Annotated in this window: 12 protein-coding genes, 4 tRNA genes and 2 pseudogenes; 9 read left to right on the top strand and 9 right to left on the bottom strand. The window is 74.3% G+C overall.

The window, feature by feature from the left end; genetic code table 11:
- Positions 1-153 (top strand): annotated as a pseudogene (locus ACFCX4_RS00945) (alkanesulfonate monooxygenase); the annotation flags it as partial.
- A 46-nt stretch (positions 154-199) separates the two neighbouring features.
- On the opposite strand, the pseudogene ACFCX4_RS00950 reads toward ACFCX4_RS00945, so the two are convergent.
- The 6 genes and pseudogenes from ACFCX4_RS00950 to ACFCX4_RS00975 form a co-directional block, all read right to left on the bottom strand.
- Positions 200-1,018: pseudogene (locus ACFCX4_RS00950) on the bottom strand (TIGR02452 family protein); the annotation flags it as partial.
- Between the two features lie 97 nt (positions 1,019-1,115).
- A complete protein-coding gene (locus ACFCX4_RS00955) occupies positions 1,116-3,455 on the bottom strand; it encodes a DEAD/DEAH box helicase (RefSeq protein ID WP_376137745.1) in 2,340 nt (779 codons plus the stop codon).
- A gap of 240 nt (positions 3,456-3,695) precedes the next feature.
- Entirely contained in the window at positions 3,696-4,565 is an 870-nt protein-coding gene (locus ACFCX4_RS00960; protein ID WP_376137747.1) for a hypothetical protein, read from the bottom strand.
- Between the two features lie 240 nt (positions 4,566-4,805).
- On the bottom strand, positions 4,806-5,180 hold the full coding sequence (gene crcB, locus ACFCX4_RS00965) for a fluoride efflux transporter CrcB (RefSeq protein WP_376137748.1): 375 nt from the start codon (positions 5,178-5,180) through the stop codon (positions 4,806-4,808).
- Complete coding sequence (locus ACFCX4_RS00970) at positions 5,177-5,584, bottom strand: DUF190 domain-containing protein (RefSeq protein ID WP_376137750.1); 408 nt, start codon at positions 5,582-5,584, stop codon at positions 5,177-5,179. The genes crcB and ACFCX4_RS00970 overlap by 4 nt, the downstream gene beginning before the upstream one ends.
- Positions 5,581-6,117 (bottom strand): fluoride efflux transporter FluC, encoded by a 537-nt coding sequence (locus ACFCX4_RS00975; protein ID WP_376137751.1) that lies wholly within the window; start codon positions 6,115-6,117, stop codon positions 5,581-5,583. Before ACFCX4_RS00975 ends, ACFCX4_RS00970 begins: the two co-directional genes overlap by 4 nt.
- 70 nt (positions 6,118-6,187) lie before the next feature.
- On the opposite strand from ACFCX4_RS00975, the gene ACFCX4_RS00980 reads away from it, so the two are divergent.
- The 4 genes from ACFCX4_RS00980 (at position 6,188) to ACFCX4_RS00995 (ending at position 6,948) form a co-directional block, all read left to right on the top strand.
- Complete coding sequence (locus ACFCX4_RS00980) at positions 6,188-6,529, top strand: metallopeptidase family protein (protein ID WP_376137752.1); 342 nt, start codon at positions 6,188-6,190, stop codon at positions 6,527-6,529.
- Positions 6,530-6,643: 114 nt separating this feature from the next.
- Positions 6,644-6,716: transfer RNA gene (locus ACFCX4_RS00985), tRNA-Glu, on the top strand.
- A 54-nt stretch (positions 6,717-6,770) separates the two neighbouring features.
- A tRNA-Asp gene (locus ACFCX4_RS00990) sits at positions 6,771-6,844 on the top strand.
- Between the two features lie 27 nt (positions 6,845-6,871).
- Positions 6,872-6,948 (top strand) — tRNA-Phe (locus ACFCX4_RS00995).
- Positions 6,949-7,041: 93 nt separating this feature from the next.
- Here ACFCX4_RS00995 and ACFCX4_RS01000 read toward each other — a convergent pair.
- On the bottom strand, positions 7,042-7,995 hold the full coding sequence (locus ACFCX4_RS01000; protein ID WP_376137753.1) for a hypothetical protein: 954 nt from the start codon (positions 7,993-7,995) through the stop codon (positions 7,042-7,044).
- Positions 7,992-8,513 carry a SigE family RNA polymerase sigma factor gene (locus ACFCX4_RS01005; protein WP_376137755.1) on the bottom strand — a complete coding sequence of 174 codons (522 nt, stop codon included), beginning with the start codon at positions 8,511-8,513 and terminating at the stop codon, positions 7,992-7,994. Before ACFCX4_RS01005 ends, ACFCX4_RS01000 begins: the two co-directional genes overlap by 4 nt.
- 347 nt (positions 8,514-8,860) lie before the next feature.
- Between ACFCX4_RS01005 and ACFCX4_RS01010 the strand changes: the two genes are divergently transcribed.
- From ACFCX4_RS01010 to ACFCX4_RS01025, 4 genes are all read left to right on the top strand, one after another.
- Positions 8,861-11,032, top strand: coding sequence for an FAD/NAD(P)-binding protein (locus ACFCX4_RS01010; RefSeq protein ID WP_376137848.1), 2,172 nt, complete (start codon positions 8,861-8,863; stop codon positions 11,030-11,032).
- Positions 11,029-12,444 carry a 3-carboxy-cis,cis-muconate cycloisomerase gene (gene pcaB, locus ACFCX4_RS01015; RefSeq protein ID WP_376137756.1) on the top strand — a complete coding sequence of 472 codons (1,416 nt, stop codon included), beginning with the start codon at positions 11,029-11,031 and terminating at the stop codon, positions 12,442-12,444. Before ACFCX4_RS01010 ends, pcaB begins: the two co-directional genes overlap by 4 nt.
- 293 nt (positions 12,445-12,737) lie before the next feature.
- Entirely contained in the window at positions 12,738-16,748 is a 4,011-nt protein-coding gene (hrpA, locus tag ACFCX4_RS01020; protein ID WP_376137757.1) for an ATP-dependent RNA helicase HrpA, read from the top strand.
- 108 nt (positions 16,749-16,856) lie between these two features.
- A tRNA-Asp gene (locus ACFCX4_RS01025) sits at positions 16,857-16,930 on the top strand.
- 406 nt (positions 16,931-17,336) lie between these two features.
- On the opposite strand, the gene bldC is transcribed toward ACFCX4_RS01025, so the two are convergent.
- Positions 17,337-17,543 carry a developmental transcriptional regulator BldC gene (gene bldC / locus ACFCX4_RS01030; RefSeq protein WP_014137253.1) on the bottom strand — a complete coding sequence of 69 codons (207 nt, stop codon included), beginning with the start codon at positions 17,541-17,543 and terminating at the stop codon, positions 17,337-17,339.
- Positions 17,544-17,681 lie beyond the last annotated feature (138 nt).

The raw sequence follows: 17,681 nt of genomic DNA on the forward strand, positions 1-17,681 counted from the left end.
CTGGCCGAGGAGCAGGGGCGTACGGTCCGGTTCGGTATCCGGCTGCACACCATTTCGCGGGACTCCTCGCGCGAGGCGTGGGCGACGGCCGACCGGCTGCTGGACGACCTGGACGAGCTGGACTGGCCCGGTTCGGCGAGACCGGCGTGCGGTCCCAGACCGCGAAGACCACCCGGTCGAAGGCCGCGCCGTACCGGCCGAGCGCGTACGCGAACGCCTCCGCGACCTCGGCCGGATCGTTGCCGAACACCCCGCACCCCCACGCCCCGAGCACCAGCGAGCGCACCTCGTGCCGGGCCGCCGCCGCGAGCACCCGCTCGGCCCGCTCGGCGAGCACCCCCCGGACGTCCACGGTCCCGGAAGCGCCGCCGGGGGTTCCGGCGGGAGCACCGGCCGGGCCGTCCTCCCCGGCCCGCAGGGCCAGCCGGCCCGCGTTGGGCGCGGGCGAGGTCAGGAAGGTGACGTCGAACGGGCGCGCCAGCAGCTCGCCGTCCTCGCCCCGGACGACCGGCACGCCCGGCGAGACGATCACCCGGTGGCTGTACCGGAGGTCGGCCGAGGCCCGGTGCGCCTCGTAGTAGTCCGGCGCCTCCAGCAGGCAGGTGTAGAGCAGGGCGCTGCGGCAGAGGTCCTCCTCCTGGGCGCGGGAGCCGCGCAGGTAGCCGCCGCCGGGGTTGCGGGCGGAGGCGAAGTTGAGCACGCCGACCGTCCCCGCGCCGGCCGCGGCCAGCCGTGCGGCCGCCCCGATGCTGCCCTCGGCCGTGACCTCGACCGTGCCGGTGACCGGCCCCGGGCCGCCCGCCGCGACCAGCGCGTCCAGCCCGGCCGGGTCGTAGGACACCGTGCCGGCCCGCGCCGCCGCCAACCGGTCGGCCAGGGCGACGGGTTCGCCCCCGGCCGCCTGATAGCTCCCCCGCTCGGCGATGCCCTCGTTCTCCGCCGCCACTGCACGCAGTCTGCTGCTCATGCGCCCGACCGTAGGGGACACCGGCCCCACCGCGCCACTGGTTATTCTCATCTGCAGAACAACGTGCGGCCCGGATACGGCGACGGGCCCGCCCCACCGAGGTGGAGCGGGCCCGTGCGGGTGCGCCGGGTGCTACCCGGCGTCCGTGTCAGTTCTTCCAGCGCGGCTTGCGGTCGTCGCGGTTGAAGCCGGAGTTGAAGCCGCCGGAGCGGCCGCCGCGGTCGTCACGGTCACGGTTGAAGCCACCGCCGGACTGCGGGCGGCCACCGGAGCGGTGGTCGTCGCGGCGGGCGAACGGACGGTTGTTGCTGCCGCCGCGCTCGTCGCGGTCACGGCCGAAGGAGCGGTCGCGGTCGCCGAAGGAACGGGCCGGACGGTCGCCGAAGGAGCGGCCGCCACGGTCGTCGCGGTCACGGTTGAAACCGCCGCGCTCGCCGCGGTCACGGTCACCGAAGGAACGGCCACCGCGGTCGTCACGGTTGAAACCGCCGCGCTCGCCACGGTCACGGTTGAAGCCACCGCGCTCGCCGCGGTCACGGTCGCCGAAGGAACGGCCGCCGCGGTCGTCGCGGTTGAAGCCACCGCGCTCGCCGCGGTCACGGTCGCCGAAGGAACGGCCACCGCGGTCGTCGCGGTCACGGTTGAAACCGCCGCGCTCGCCGCGGTCACGGTCGCCGAAGGAACGGCCGCCGCGGTCGTCGCGGTTGAAGCCGCCGCGCTCGCCGCGGTCACGGTCGCCGAAGGAACGGCCACCACGGTCACCGCGGTCGCGGTCGCCGGAGGAGCGGCCGCCGCGGTCGTCACGGTCACGGTTGAACGACGGACGCTCGTTGCGCGCCTCGCGGTACGACGGCGTGCGCTCCTCGGTCACCGCGGCGGGCGCGGCCGACTCGGCGGCCGGCGCGGCGGTCTCGTCGGAAGCGGCGGCCTCGGCGGCCGGGGCCTCCTCCTCGATGCCCAGCTCGGCCCGCTCGCGCGCGGCCCGCGCGGCCAGCCGGTCGGCCTCCTCGCGCAGCTCGGTGGCACGGCGCTGGGCGCGCTCCAGCTGGCGGGTCATGTCGGCGATCTCGCGCTCGGCGGCACCGGCGATGTTGGCCGCGCTCTCCGCCTGGACCTCGACGAGCGAGCGGGCGCCGGTGATCCGGGCCACCTCGGCGTCGAAGGCGTGGTCGAGGATGTGACGGCTGGCGTCGACGCCCGCGTCCTCCATCAGGCGGAAGACGCCGCGGCGCTGGTGCGGCAGCACCAGGGTGACGACGATGCCGGAGCGGCCGGCGCGGGCGGTGCGGCCGGAGCGGTGCAGGTAGTCCTTGTGGTCGCCGGCCGGGTCGACGTTGAGCACCAGGTCGATGCCGTCGACGTGGATGCCGCGGGCGGCGACGTCGGTGGCGACGACGACGTTGACGTAGCCGTCCTTGAAGTCGCCGAGCACCCGGGTACGGGCGCCCTGGGTCATGCCGCCGTGCAGCGCGTCGGCCTTCACGCCGGCCTCGACGAGCTGCTCGGCGACGCGGTCGGCACCCATCTGGGTGCGGACGAAGATGATCGTGCGGCCCTTGCGGGCGGCGATCGCGTTGGTGATCGGCGCCTTGTCCTTGGGCTTCACCACGAGGATGTGGTGGGTCATGGTGGTCACGGCGCCGGCCGACGGGTCGACCTCGTGGGTGACCGGGCTGTTCAGGTAGCGCTTGACCAGGGTGTCGATCTCGTTCTCCAGGGTGGCGGAGAACAGCAGGCGCTGGCCGCCGGCCGGCACCTGGTCGAGGATCTCGGTGACCTCGGGCAGGAAGCCCATGTCGGCCATCTGGTCGGCCTCGTCGAGGACGGCGACCTGGACGTCGTCGAGCTTGGCGGAGCCGCGGTTGATCAGGTCACGCAGTCGGCCGGGGGTGGCGACCAGGACGTCGACGCCGCGCTCCAGCGCGTAGATCTGGTTCGACATCGAGGTGCCGCCGCAGACGACCTTGAGGCGCAGGCCGAGCACCGAGCCGAAGGGCTCCAGGGCGTCGGCGACCTGCATGGCCAGCTCGCGGGTCGGGACGAGGATCAGGCCGCGCGGGTGCTTGGCGCGGGTGCGCTCGCCGCCGGCGAGGCGGGTCAGCAGCGGCAGGCCGAAGCTGAGGGTCTTGCCGGAGCCGGTGCGGCCGCGGCCCAGCACGTCCTTGCCGGCCAGGGCGTCCGGGATGGTCGCGGCCTGGATCGGGAACGGGGTCGTGACGCCGCGCTTGGCGAGGGCGCGGACGATGTCGTCCGGCAGGCCCAGGTCGCCGAAGGTGATGGTCGGCTCGGCGTCGGCGGCCTCGTCGGCCGCGTCGGTGGACTCCTCGGCGGCGTCGGCCGCCCCGGTGTCCGTGTCGTTGTCGGTGTCCTCGACCGCGTCGACGGCGGCGATCAGCTCGGCGTCGGCGTCGGTGGTGACGGGGGCAGTGGCATCGGCGGCGGCCTCGCTCGCGGGCATGGCGAAGCGGGCGTCGTCAACGAGAGACATGCAAAACCTTCCGGAAGTGGCACGCGCCAAAGTCCGGGGTTCTGTTTCACAACCGCCTCTATGCGGTCAGCCACGGATCGCCGGAACGCGCCAAGGGCGCCAGATGGGAGTAGGGCGCCAGTCAAATGGATCAAACGAACGATCTACCACCATAGACGAGCCTGTGGATCGGAGGCAAATGCGCTGGCCAGGCTGCGGAAGCGGGGCCGCGATGCGCCGACCGGCGGCCTCCCCCGGCGGTCAATGGCCACCGGAACCGGAGCTGGGCACCGCGGTGGAGGTCGGCGCGGCGGTCGGTTCCGGGGCCGTGGTGGCGGTCGGGGCGGGGCTGGTGTGGCCCGGCTCCGGGGAGGACGGGCGCCCGGTCGGGCTGGCCGCCGGGGTGGACGCCGGGGCCCCGCCCGCGCCGCCCCCGCCGCCCGTGGTGGCCGCTCCGCCGCCCGGGAGGTGGCCGCCCGTGCCGCCGGAGGTGCCGGCGCTGCCCGTGGTGCCCCCGGCCGCCCCGCCCGCGGCGGTGCCGGTCCCGCCCGGCCGGGGCGCGGGGCTGGCGTTCGCGCCCCCGGCGGTGCCGGTCGCGCCGGGCGCGGCCTCACCGGAGTCCGCCGCCGGCACCGGGTCCACGCCGACGGCCACGCCGTTCGCGCCGCCCGCACCGCTCCCGTTGCCCCCTGCGCCCGCCCCGTTCGCGCCGCCGCCCGTCTCACCGGGGGCCGCGTTCATCCCGCCCGTCGGCGCGCTCTGGGCCTGCACGCCCCCCGCACGCTCCGAACGCCCGGACGCGCCGCCCTGGTGGCCGCCCCCGCTCGGCGGGGCCGACGGCGTCGCCCCCGGCCGGGTCGGTGTCCCGGCCTGGCCGACCGGCACCGTGCCGTGCTTCTCGTCCGGCCCCGGGCCGACCGACATGCACCCGGTCAGCCCCAGCCCGGCCGCCGCCAGGACCGCCGCCGCCCGCACCACGCCCGTCCGCACCGCACCCGCCCGCGCCACGGCGCTCCGGACCGTCCCGGCCCGGGCCTCCGCGCCCCGGGCCCCCGTGCCGGGGCCCTCCGTGCCGGGGGTCTCCGCGCCCCGGACCACCGCCGTCACCCGCACCGCACGCGTCGCACGCATCGCCGCCACCGAGCCCTCTCCTGCACCCGCCCCACCCGGGCCGCCCACCCACCGCGCACGGCCACCCTTGCGGGTGACCAACGCACGCCCCCGGCGCACGGACACGGCCGGAAGCACCAGTTGCACTCGAACGGGCACCGGCCGCGGGAGCACCGGCCCCCGGGCACCGACCGCACGGCACCGGGCCGCACCGGGCCGCACCGGGTCGTACGGACCGCACGAGCGGCCCGTGCCGCCGGGTCAGCCCCAGAGCGCCGAGGCCAGCCCCGCCCCCGCGTACACCGCCACCAGACCCGCCCCGACGCTGCCCGCGACGTTCGCCAGGGCGTACCGCCCGGCCCCGCTCTCCGCCAGCCGCAGCGTCTCGTACGAGAAGGTCGAGTAGGTGGTCAGCGCGCCGCACAGCCCGGTCCCGAGCAGCAGCTGGACCTGCGAGGACGCCGCACCGGCCGCCACCGCCCCGGTCACCAGTCCGAGGACCAGGCAGCCGGCCGCGTTCACCGTGAAGGTCCCCCACGGGAACACCGAGTCGTGCCGGGACTGCACCGCCCGGTCGGTCAGGTACCGCAACGGCGCGCCCACCACCGCGCCGGCCACCACCAGCAGCCAGTTCACGCCGCACCGCCCGCGTCCCCGCCCGCCGGGCGCCCGGCCCGGCCCCGTCCCCCGGCCCGGCCCGAGTACCGGACCACCTCGCACCGCTCCAGGGTCACCAGCCCCTCCACCGCCAGCTCCTCCAGCTCGGGCAGGAACGCCCGCACCCGCTCCTCGGTGTCCACGACCACCACCGCGACCGGCAGGTCCCCGCTCAGCGACAGCAGCCGCGCGGTGTGCACCAGCGACGACGCCCCGAACCCCTCGACCCCCCGGAACACGCTCGCCCCGGCCAGCCCGGCCGTCCGCGCCCGGTGCACGATCTCGCTGTACAGCGGCCGGTGGTGGCAGCGGTCGTTCTCGCCGACCAGCACGGTCAGCCGCAGCGCCGGGCCGCCCAGCCTGCGCTCCTCCGGGGCGTTCACGACGCCCTCCCGGCCGCGCCCGGCAGCAGCCGGCGCGTCACCGCGGCCGCCGCCCAGACGGCGGCCATCGCCGCCGCGAGGGTCAGCCCCAGGTAGGCCGCGGCCGGCCCCGGGCGGCCCTCCTCCAGCAGCCGCCGGCCGTCCACCGCGTACGTCGAGAAGGTCGTGAACCCGCCCAGCACGCCCGTCCCGAAGAACGGCCGCAGCAGCGGGTGGGCCGGCCGGCCCTCGGTGATCACCACCAGGAACACCCCGATCACGGCGCACCCCACCACGTTCACCAGCAGCGTCGTCCAGGGGAACGCCGACGGCCCGGTCGTCCAGAGCAGCCCCGCGCCGTACCGGGCCGTGGCCCCCAGCGCCCCGCCGGCGGCCACCACCGCCACCGCGGGCCCCTGCCCGCGCAGCACCGGCGGCCGTCGCCGCGCCGCCGGACCCCCGGGCGCGCCACCGGCCGCACCGCCCGCCGCACCGCCCGCATCCGCCGGGGCGGCCGTCGCACCGTCCGTCACCAAGTCCTCCGAGCTCGCCACAGCCCCATGAAACACCTGCCCCGGCCGCCTGGCACACCGTCATCCCAGACCCGACAATGATCCGGTGGAGATGACCCGGGAAGAGTTCGAAGTACTGGTCGCCGACGCGCTCGACCGGATCCCCCCGCAGCTCGCCGCGATGATGGACAACGTCGCCGTCTTCGTCGAGGACGAGCCCGACCCCGCCGACCCCGAGCTGCTCGGCCTCTACGAGGGCACCCCCCTCACCGAACGCGGCGAGTGGTACGCGGGCGTCCTGCCGGACCGGATCATCGTCTACCGCGGCCCCACCCTGCGCCTGTGCGAGAACCACGAGCAGGCCGTCGAGGAGGTCCGCACCACGGTCATCCACGAGGTCGCCCACCACTTCGGCTTCGACGACCACGAGCTCGACGAGCTCGGCTGGTCCTGACCCCCGCCGGCCCCGTCCGCCCACCCGGCCGAAACCCGTTTTGGCGATCGGCCCCGCATCCCATATGCTTCTCGACGTCCCCGAGCGCTGGAAACAGCAAAGGACAGGCCGCAAGCCCTCATCGTCTAGTGGCCCAGGACGCCGCCCTTTCAAGGCGGTAGCACGGGTTCGAATCCCGTTGGGGGCACGCAGTACCGTAGTAAAGTGCAGTGCGCAAGACCTCGGTGGCTAGCCACTACCAGGTCCCGTGGAGCAGTTGGTTAGCTCGCCACCCTGTCAAGGTGGAGGTCGCGGGTTCAAGTCCCGTCGGGATCGCTCGTCTCGCAGGAGACGGTGCAGTACGGCCAGGTAGCTCAGTTGGTACGAGCGTCCGCCTGAAAAGCGGAAGGTCGCCGGTTCGACCCCGGCCCTGGCCACCATCGGGAAGGCCCCGGAGGGATCACTCTCCGGGGCCTTCCGCATGCCCGCCACCCCCACCCGTGCGCCGTGTGGGGGTGTCCGTCGGACGGTGGTCAGCTGTCCAGCCAGTTCCGTTCGGTGGCGAGCAGGGCGCCGTCGGCCGCGTAGAGCCGGAGGTCGGCGGGGATGCCGCGCTTGGCGACGGCGATCCAGCGGGCCTCGGAGTCGCCCAGGGGCAGGATGGCGGGTTCGGCGGTGACGCCGTCGGCCCAGGTCAGCTCGGCGCGGGCGACGCCCGGGCGCACCAGGCCGGCCTGGGCCCGGGGAACGTGGAACAGCGGGTCGGCCTCGCCGTTCTTGGACTGCGCGCCGAGCCAGACCCTGGAGAAGTCGAGGCCGTCGGCCGGGACGCGGCGGGGGCTGCCCGGCGGCTCGACCAGGGCCTCCGCGGGGGTCGCCAGTCGTGTGCCGTCGAGGACGTAGTAGAAGACCACGTGGTCCGCGTCCGGTTCGCCGTACTGGTTGACGTAGTCCTCGGTCGGCGCGGGCCAGGGGTAGCCGGCCGCGGCGTTCTCCGCCCAGATCGCCCGGGCCTGCTCGTGGATCCGCTCCTTGCCCGGGGCGGGCCACAGGGCCGCCCAGACGCTCCAGGGCCTGCCGTCCTTCACGCCCGCGAGCACCTGGATCCGGGTCGGGGCGAGCGGGTCACGCGGTCCGGCGGGGGCCGGGGTGACCGCCCCGCCGGCGGCCGGCACCAGGCTGGTCGCCCCGTCCGCCGTCGAGACCGCGACGGCCGCCATGTCGGCCGCCCCGCCACCCCCGCCGCCGCCCCACCGGCCACCGCCGTTGTCCACCACCGCGACGCCGCCCGCCGCGACCACCAGGCCCAGCGCCAGCGCCCCCACCAGGGACGTCCGCCGCCGGACCACCCTCCGGCGCCCGCCGGCCAGCACGGCCCCGTACGGCGCCGGGCCGGTCTCCACCGTCTCCGCCAGCCCCGCCAGCGCCCGGACCACCTCCCCGCCGCCCTCGACCGCCGTGTCCGCACTCGTACCGTCGCGGTTCATGCCGCACCTCCGATGCTCGTCCTGGTGATGAGTGAGGAGAGCTCGCGCAGCTTGGCGATGCCCTTCGACGCCTGGCTCTTGACCGTCCCCACCGAACAGCCCATGGCGGCGGCGGCCTGGGACTCGCTCAGGTCCTCCCAGTACCGCAGCACCACCGCCTGCCGCTGCCCGGGCGGCAGCGTGCCGAGTGCCTGGAGCAGCGCGGCCCGGTCGTCCAGCCGCTCGAAGCCGTCCGGTCCGGTCCGCTCGGGCACGGTGGTGACCAGGTGCTCCGGCACCTTGCGGCGGAAGCGCCGGGCGTGTTCGTTGATCACGATCCGGCGCACGTAGGCGTACGGCTCGTCGGCCCGGGTGACCCTCCCCCAGGCCGCGTACGTCCGTTCCAGCGCGGTCTGGACCACGTCCTCCGCAAGGTAGCGGTCCCCGGTCAGCAGGAACGCCGTGCGCATCAGACGTGGCCAGGCACCGGTCACGAACGCGTTGAACTCGGCGTCCCGCTCGGCCTTCTTGGCTCCCATGAGTACCTCCTCGCCCTATCGGAGTCCGGTCCGGCCCCGAACCGTTGCCGGGGTGGTCCGGAAGGACCGTCCGAACGGGCAGAACGGGAGGTCGGACCGTCACGGCACACGAAGGAAGGAGGGAAGGAGGACGGAGGGGAGGAGGACGGAGGGGGCACGGGCGGAGAGGGGGGAACGGGCCGGGACGATGGTGCGGTTCAGCCGGACGGCCATGGGTCGGTTCCCTCCTGTGACGGCGGTGGTGGCGCCGAGAGCAGGACCTCAAGTCCGCTTCAGCTCAAGCGTGCCCCTTTGGTTCAGACCTTTCCATCATCGGATCGTCACAACTACGATTGTGACCCGTGAGCATGATCGACCGTCATCTCCGCATCTGTGTCATCGGCGCAGGTCCGCGTGGCCTCTCGGTGCTGGAGAGGCTCTGCGCCAACGAACGAAGCAGGCCCACCGGGGCCGCCGTCACCGTGCACCTGGTGGACCCGGCCGCGCCCGGCGCGGGCCTGGTCTGGCGCACCGACCAGTCGCCGCACCTGCTGATGAACACGGTGGCCTCGCAGATCACCGTGTACACCGACGACAGCGTGCGGATCGAGGGCCCGGTGGAACCCGGCCCGAGCCTGTACGAATGGGCCAAGTCGCTCTCCCCGACAGGCAGTCCGTCCCGCCCGCCGGAGGGCTGCGACGAACGGACGCTGGCCGAGGCCGCCGCCCTCGGCCCGAACACCTACCCGACCAGGGCGTTCTACGGCCACTACCTGCACCACGCCTTCCGGGCCGTGGTCGCCGCAGCGCCGCCCACCGTCACGGTCCGGGTGCACCGCTCCCGCGCCGTCCTGGTGGCCGACGCGCACGGCGACCCCGGCGGCCCGCAGGGCGTCCGGCTGGAGGACGGCACCCGGCTGAACGGGCTGGACGCCGTCGTTCTCGCCCAGGGCCACGTCCCCGCCCGGCTCACCCCGCGCGAGGCGCGCACCGCCGGCCTGGCCCGGCTCCACCACCTCGACTACGTCACCCCCGCCAACCCGGCCGACGTCCACGTGACCGCCGGCCCCGGCCAGGCCGTGCTGCTGCGCGGCCTGGGCCTCAACTTCTTCGACCACATGGCACTGTTCACGCTCGGCCGCGGCGGCCTCTTCGAGCGGGTGGACGGCGCCCTGGTCTACCACCCGTCGGGCCGCGAGCCCCGGCTGTACGCCACCTCCCGGCGCGGCGTGCCGTACCACGCGCGCGGCGAGAACGAGAAGGGCGCGTACGGCCGCCACCTGCCCCGGCTGCTGACCCCCGAGGTGGTCGCGGACCTGCGCGAACGCGCCCGCCGGGGGGAGCCGGTGCGGTTCGCCGCCGACCTCTGGCCGCTGGTCTCCCGCGAGGTGGAGGCCGTGTACTACGGCACGCTGCTCACCGCCGGGAGACGCGGCCCCGAGCGGGAGGCGTTCACCGACCGCTTCCTGACCGCCGCGGACCCGGCCGGCGTGCTCGACGCGTACGGGATCCCGGAGGCCGACCGCTGGTGCTGGGACCGGCTCTCCCGCCCGTACGCCGGACGCGGGTTCACCGACCGGGCGGACTTCCGCGACTGGCTGCTCGGCCACCTGCGCCGGGACGTCGCCGAGGCCCGGGCCGGCAACGTCGGCGGGCCGCTGAAGGCCGCCCTGGACGTGCTGCGCGACCTCCGCAACGAGATCCGGCTGGCGGTCGACCACGGCGGCATCGACGGCTCCTCCTACCGGGACGACCTCGACGGCTGGTACACCCCGCTGAACGCCTTCCTCTCCATCGGCCCGCCGGCCGAGCGGATCGAGCAGCTGATCGCGCTGATCGAGGCCGGGGTGCTGGAACTCCTCGGCCCCGGCACCGAGATCCGGATCGACCCGGTCGACCCGGCGTTCACCGCCGCCTCCGCCGCCGTCCCGGGCCCGCCGGTCCGGGCCCGGGTGCTGATCGAGGCCCGGCTGCCCGAGCCCGACCTGCGCCGCACCGAGGACCCACTGCTGCGTCACCTGCTGGACACCGGGCAGTGCCTCCCCTACCGGATCCCCTCCCGGACCGCGTCCCGGATCCCCGCCGGGACACCCTCCGGACCCGCCGCGCCCTCCGGCACGTCCGGCCCGTCCGGCGAACCGGACGACGGCTACCAGACCGGCGGCCTCGCCGTCACCGAGCGGCCCTACCGGCTGCTGGACGCGCGCGGCCGGGCGCACCCGCGCCGCTTCGCGTACGGCGTGCCGACCGAGTCGGTGCACTGGGTGACCGCCGCGGGCATCCGCCCCGGCGTCGACTCGGTGACCCTGGGCGACTCCGACGCCATCGCCCGCGCGGTGCTGGCGCTCCCGTCGGCGGGCGACCGGCCCGCCGTGCCCCGTCCGCGCCGCGCCGACGGCCCCGCGCCCGGTGGTCCGAACAGCCGGAACGGCCGGAACGGGCCGAACGCGAACACCGCGGACACCGGGACCACCGGGGACGGCGGGCGCACCGGGAGCACCACGACCGACGGGACCGAACCGAGAGGCCTCCTCGTATGACCGACCAGCACCCCGCCCCCGCCGGTGCGGACACCGACTCCGGACTGCTCTCGCCCGTCCGGGCCGGCACCCCGGTCGAGGCGGCCGTGGCCGACCGCGCCTGGCTGCAGGCCATGCTGGACGCCGAGGCCGCGCTGGCCCGCGCCCAGGCCGGGCTCGGCACGGTGCCGCCCGCCGCGGCCGCCGTGATCACCGCGGCCGCCCGCGCCGAGCACTTCGACGCCCGCGAACTGGCCCTCGCCTCCCGGGAGACCGCCAACCCGGTGGTCGGCCTGGTCCAGGCGCTCACCCGGGTGGTCGCCGCCGAGGACCCGGCCGCCGCCGAGTACGTGCACCGCGGCTCGACCAGCCAGGACGTCCTCGACACCGGCGCGATGCTGGTCGCCGCCCGCGCACTGACGCTGATCCGCGCCGACCTCGGCCGCACCGCCGACGCGCTCGGCGCGCTCGCCGCCGAGCACCGGGACACCCTGCTGGCCGGCCGCACCCTGGCCCTCCAGGCGGTGCCCACCACCTTCGGCCTCAAGGCGGCCGGCTGGCGGCAGCTGGTGCTGGACGCCGACCGCCGGCTCGCCGCCGTGCTCGCGGACGGACTGCCGGTCGCCCTCGGCGGCGCCGCCGGCACCCTGGCCGGCTACCTGGAGTACGCCCGGCTGGACGGCCCGGACCCGGACGTCGAGGCCGGCGCCTACCTGGACCGGCTCGCCGACGCCTTCGCGGCCGAGACCGGCCTGGCCCGCCCGGTGCTGCCCTGGCACGCGCTGCGCACCCCGATGGCCGACCTGGCCGCCGCGCTGTCCTTCACCGCCGGCGCGCTCGGCAAGATCGCGGTGGACGTGCTGTCGCTGACCCGCACCGAGGTCGGCGAGGTGGTCGAACCGGCCGCGGCCGGGCGCGGGGCGTCCTCCGCCATGCCGCACAAGCGCAACCCGGTGCTGGCCACCCTGCTGCGCAGCGCCGCGCTCCAGGTGCCGGTGCTGGCCGCCGGGCTGACCCAGTGCCTGGTCACCGAGGACGAGCGCTCCGGCGGTGCCTGGCACGCCGAGTGGCTGCTGCTGCGCGAGTGCCTGCGGCTCTCCGGCGGCGCCGCGCACACCTCCGTGGAGCTGGCCGGGGGCCTGCTGGTGCGGCCGGAGCGGATGCGGGCCAACCTGGAGCTCACCGGCGGGCAGCTGGTCTCCGAACGGATCGCCGCCCGGCTGGCGCCCGCGCTCGGCAAGGCGGCGGCCAAGCAGCTGCTGACCGACGCCTCGCTGCTCGCCGACCGGACGGGCCGGCCGCTGGCCGAGGTGCTGGGCGAGCAGCCGGGACTGGCCGGCCGCTTCACCCCGGAGGAGGTCGCCGCGCTCTGCGACCCGGCCGGCTACACCGGCGCGGCCGGCGCCCTGGTGGACCGGGCCCTGCGCCCCTGAACCCACCGCTGAACCCACCGCGCCCCTCGACGAACCGTGCCCCGCACGGGCGACGGACCCACCCCGGCACCCCGGCACCGCCCGACGGCCGGGCACCACGACCACGCACCACGGCCACGCAGCGCCTCCCCACCACCACGGAAGGTCGCGGCGGCCCGCTCCGGGCCGCCGCGTCCGGCGGGCCGCCGGGCCCACCCGGCCCGCCGTTGGCAGCGGACCGGCGTCCCCTGTGACACTGGAGGCGCTCGAAAACCGAGGTGCGCTGCCCCGCATCTCCTTGCGAACCTAGAGGGATGCCCGCCGTGAGTTCTCCCGCAGTCCAGTCCGCCGCCGAGTCCGCCCCGGGCGACGGGCCCGGCATCGGCGAGCTGGCCGCGCGCCTGCCCGAGCTGACCCTGCGCGACCAGGTCCGGATCGGCCGCCGGCTGGAGGGCGCGCGCCGGGTCCGCAAACCCGAGGCCCGCGCGAAGATCGCCGCCGAGATCGCCTCCGACATCGGGCGGGCGGAGCTGCTCGTCGAGCGGCGCCGCGCCGCCGTGCCCGTCATCGACTACCCCGCCGAACTGCCGGTCAGCCAGAAGAAGGACGAGATCCTCGCCGCCGTCCGCGACCACCAGGTGGTGATCGTGGCGGGCGAGACCGGCTCCGGCAAGACCACCCAGATCCCGAAGATCTGCCTGGAGCTGGGCCGCGGCGTGCGCGGCCTGGTCGGTCACACCCAGCCCCGCCGGATCGCCGCCCGCACGGTGGCCGACCGGGTCGCCGAGGAGCTGCGCAGCCCGCTCGGCGAGGCGGTCGGCTGGAAGGTCCGGTTCACCGACCAGGTCGGCCCGGACACCCTGGTCAAGCTGATGACCGACGGCATCCTGCTCGCGGAGATCCAGACCGACCGCGAGCTGCGCCAGTACGACACCCTGATCATCGACGAGGCGCACGAGCGCAGCCTCAACATCGACTTCCTGCTCGGCTACCTCAAGCAGCTGCTGCCCCGCCGCCCCGACCTCAAGGTGATCATCACCTCGGCGACGATCGACCCGGAGCGGTTCGCCCGGCACTTCGGGGACGCCCCGATCGTCGAGGTCTCCGGCCGCACCTACCCGGTCGAGGTCCGCTACCGCCCGGTCGTCGACGAGAACGGCGCGGACGACGAGGACGGCGACGGCAACGAGGCGGACCGCGACCGCGACCAGGTCCAGGCGATCTGCGACGCCGCCGAGGAGCTCCAGGCCGAGGGGCCCGGCGACATCCTGGTCTTCCTCTCCGGCGAGCGCGAGATCCGGGACACCGCCGACGCGCTCACCCGGCTCGGGCTGCGCAACACCGAGGTCCTGCCGCTCTACGCCCGGCTGAGCTCCGCCGAGCAGCACAAGGTCTTCCAGCGCTCGAACTCCCGCCGGATCGTGCTCGCCACCAACGTCGCCGAGACCAGCCTCACCGTCCCCGGCATCAAGTACGTGATCGACCCCGGCACCGCCCGGATCTCCCGGTACAGCCACCGCACCAAGGTCCAGCGGCTGCCGATCGAGGCGATCAGCCAGGCCAGCGCCAACCAGCGCAAGGGCCGCTGCGGCCGCACGTCGGACGGCATCTGCGTCCGGCTCTACTCGGAGGAGGACTTCCTCTCCCGCCCCGAGTTCACCGACGCCGAGATCCTGCGCACCAACCTCGCCTCGGTCATCCTGCAGATGACCGCGGCCGGCCTCGGCGACATCGCGGCCTTCCCGTTCCTGGACCCGCCGGACTCCCGCAACATCAAGGACGGCGTCAACCTGCTCCACGAGCTGGGCGCGCTCGACCCGGCCGAGAAGGACGTCCGCAAGCGCCTCACCCCGCTCGGCCGCAAACTGGCCCAGCTCCCGGTGGACCCGCGGATGGCCCGGATGGTCCTGGAGGCGGACCGGAACGGCTGCGTGCGCGACGTCATGGTGATCGCCGCGGCGCTCTCCATCCAGGACCCGCGCGAACGCCCCGCCGAGAAGCGCCAGGCCGCCGACGAACGGCACCGCCGGTTCGCCTCGGAGACCTCGGACTTCCTCTCCTTCCTCTCCATGTGGCGCTACGTGCGGGAGCAGCAGCGCGAGCTCTCCTCCTCCGCGTTCCGCCGGATGTGCAAGGCCGAGTTCCTCAACTACCTGCGGATACGGGAGTGGCAGGACATCTACTCCCAGCTGCGCACGGTCGCCAAGCAGCTCGGCGTCACCATCGAGGAGCCCCACGAGGACGCCGAGCCGGACGCCGACCGGATCCACCAGTCGCTGCTGGCCGGCCTGCTCTCCCACCTCGGCCTGTACGACGTGGAGAAGCGCGAGTACGGCGGCGCGCGCGGCGCCCGGTTCGCGGTCTTCCCCGGTTCGGGCCTGTTCAAGAAGCCGCCGCGCTGGGTGATGTCCGCCGAGCTGGTGGAGACCTCCCGGCTCTGGGCCCGGATCAACGCGAAGATCGAGCCGGAGTGGGTCGAGCCGCTGGCCGGCCACCTGGTCAAGCGCAGCTACAGCGAGCCGCACTGGGAGAAGAAGTCCGGGGCCGTGCTGGCGTACGAGAAGGTGACCCTCTACGGGGTGCCGGTCGTCGCGCAGCGGAAGATCAACTACGGCCGGATCGACCCGGAGCTCTGTCGCGAGCTGTTCATCCGCAACGCGCTGGTCGAGGGCGACTGGGAGACCCACCACCGGTTCTTCGCGGAGAACCGCAAGCTGCTCGGCGAGGTCGAGGAGCTGGAGAACCGGGCCCGCCGCCGGGACATCCTGGTCGACGACCAGACCCTGTTCGAGTTCTACGACGACCGGCTGCCCCAGGACATCGTCTCCACCCGGCACTTCGACGCCTGGTGGAAGCAGGCCCGGCAGGAGCAGCCGGACCTGCTGGGCTTCGAGAAGTCGATGCTGATCAACGACGCCGCGGACGGCGTCACCGAGGCCGACTACCCGGACCACTGGCAGCAGGGCAAGCTCCGCTTCCGGCTGACGTACCAGTTCGAGCCGGGCAGCGACGCGGACGGCGTGACCGTCCACATCCCGCTGCCGGTGCTCAACCAGGTCACCGCGGAGGGCTTCGACTGGCAGATCCCCGGCCTGCGCGAGGAACTGGTCACCGCCTGGATCAGGTCGCTGCCGAAGGCGGTGCGGCGCAACTTCGTGCCCGCCCCGGACTTCGCCCGCGCGGCGCTGCGCGACCTGAGGAACCACCAGGAGCGCCAGGAACCCCTCCTCCCGGCCCTGGAGCACGCCCTGAAGCGCCTGACGGCGGTCACCGTGCCGCCGGAGGCCTGGGACGGGGAACGGGTCCCCGAACACCTCAAGGTGACCTTCCGGGTCGTGGACGGCCGCAAGAGGCTCGCCGAGTCCAAGGACCTGGAGGAGCTGCGGCTGCTGCTGAAGCCGAAGCTGAAGGAGACGCTCTCCTCGGCCGCCTCCGGCCGGGGCATCGAGCGGTCCGGGCTGACCGCCTGGCCGGAGGACCTGCCCGTCCTCCAGCGCACCTTCGAGCAGCGCTCGCGCGGCCACTCCCTGCGTGCCTACCCGGCGCTGGTGGACGAGGGGGAGACGGTCGGCATCAGGCTGTTCGACACCCCGGAGGCCCAGGAGGCGGCGATGTGGGCGGGCACCCGGCGGCTGCTGATGCTCTCCACCACCTCGCCCGCCAAGTCGATCCAGGGGCGGCTGGGCAACCAGGCCAAGCTCGCGCTGTCGTACAACCCGCACGGTTCGATCCCGGCGCTGTTCGAGGACGTGGTGGCCTGCGCCGCGGACCGGCTGATGGCGCTGGCCGGCGGACCGGCCTGGGACGAGGCCGCCTTCGGCGTGCTGCGCGACAAGGTGCGGGCCGACCTGTACGACCTCTCCGCGGACACCACGCTGAAGACGGCGACCGCGCTGATCGCCTTCCACAAGGCGTCGACCCGGCTGAAGTCGGTGAGCAGCCCGGTGCTGCTGAACGCGGTGAACGACATCCGGCTGCACCTGGCCTCGCTGGTGCACCCGGGCTTCGTCACGGAGACCGGCTGGCAGCGGCTGGGCGACCTCAAGCGCTACCTGCTGGCGGTGGACCGCCGGCTGGAGGCGCTGCCCAACCACCCGCAGCGGGACGCCCAGCAGCTGACGAAGGTCCAGGACGTCCAGCGGGCCTACGGGGAGCTGCTGGCGGCCGTGCCGGCCGGGCGGCAGCCCTCCCCGGAGGTGCGGGCGGTCCGCTGGATGATCGAGGAGCTGCGGGTCAGCTTCTTCGCCCAGTCGCTGGGCACGCCGTCACCGGTCTCGGAGAAGCGGATCACCAAGGCGATGGAGGCGGCCAGGGCCACGCTCTGAGCTGCGGCGGGGGCCCTCGGGAGCCGGTTCGACCTGGGGGCCCCGCATGGGCTACAGTCTGTCTTGTCCGCAGCGCGCAAGCGAAGCGGACGGATCAGGAAACACTCTGGTCCCGTGGAGCAGTTGGTTAGCTCGCCACCCTGTCAAGGTGGAGGTCGCGGGTTCAAGTCCCGTCGGGATCGCCGTAGTCGAGAGGCCCGGAACCGTTTGGTTCCGGGCCTCTCGCGTTGTCCGGACCCGCTCCTCTACCCCGGACTAGGTCTAGACCACAAGTGACGGTCCGTGTGATCGTCGTCACCCGCCCTTTCCGGGAACCGACCGTTCGAACACCCTTCCCACAAGGGCCTAATTTAATATGTAAAATTGTACTGCTATTAACAGTAAATCCCCCCCACCTCTTCCCCCTCAAATCGTTATCCGGAGTTCAACATTCCGGGGCTTCTTCGACAGCGTTGTAGAAGCCGGTACAGGGACGAACAAAGGGGCTGCTTACCGGACCCGGCGGAGTCCGGTAAGCAGCCCCTTCGAAAGAGCGTGAATCCTTGATGCCTTGAAGCCCCGGAGCGGGGCGACGAGCGTTCGGCCCGGTCAGGCCTCGGTGCGCTGAGCCGGAATACCGGCCAGCAGGGCACGCACCTCCGCCTCACGGTAACGGCGGTGGCCGCCCAGCGTGCGGATCGACGTGAGCTTGCCGGCCTTGGCCCAGCGCGTCACGGTCTTCGGGTCCACACGGAACATGGTGGCGACCTCTGCCGGAGTCAGCAGGGGCTCGGCATCGGGGGTACGAGCGGTCATGAGCGGCCTCCTCGGGAGAACCGAACCAGGGCGGTTCTATCCTTCAAATTCTGCACCTTGGCCCGCGATGCCCGAAATGGCATAGACGGGCCGAGTCGGTTATAGGACGAACGGCTTGTCCTGGTGTCTACAACTACA

Source organism: Kitasatospora sp. NPDC056327, from assembly GCF_042261735.1.
Taxonomy (GTDB): Bacteria; Actinomycetota; Actinomycetes; order Streptomycetales; family Streptomycetaceae; genus Kitasatospora.

Coding starts and splice junctions, on each gene's coding strand:
- ACFCX4_RS00955 (WP_376137745.1), bottom strand. CDS start 3,455: ATGTCTCTCGTTGACGACGCCCGCTTCGCCATGCCCGCGAGCGAGGCC.
- ACFCX4_RS00960 (WP_376137747.1), bottom strand. CDS start 4,565: ATGCGTGCGACGCGTGCGGTGCGGGTGACGGCGGTGGTCCGGGGCGCG.
- ACFCX4_RS00980 (WP_376137752.1), top strand. CDS start 6,188: ATGACCCGGGAAGAGTTCGAAGTACTGGTCGCCGACGCGCTCGACCGG.
- ACFCX4_RS01000 (WP_376137753.1), bottom strand. CDS start 7,995: ATGAACCGCGACGGTACGAGTGCGGACACGGCGGTCGAGGGCGGCGGG.
- ACFCX4_RS01005 (WP_376137755.1), bottom strand. CDS start 8,513: ATGGGAGCCAAGAAGGCCGAGCGGGACGCCGAGTTCAACGCGTTCGTG.
- ACFCX4_RS01010 (WP_376137848.1), top strand. CDS start 8,861: ATGATCGACCGTCATCTCCGCATCTGTGTCATCGGCGCAGGTCCGCGT.
- pcaB (WP_376137756.1), top strand. CDS start 11,029: ATGACCGACCAGCACCCCGCCCCCGCCGGTGCGGACACCGACTCCGGA.
- hrpA (WP_376137757.1), top strand. CDS start 12,738: ATGCCCGCCGTGAGTTCTCCCGCAGTCCAGTCCGCCGCCGAGTCCGCC.
- bldC (WP_014137253.1), bottom strand. CDS start 17,543: ATGACCGCTCGTACCCCCGATGCCGAGCCCCTGCTGACTCCGGCAGAG.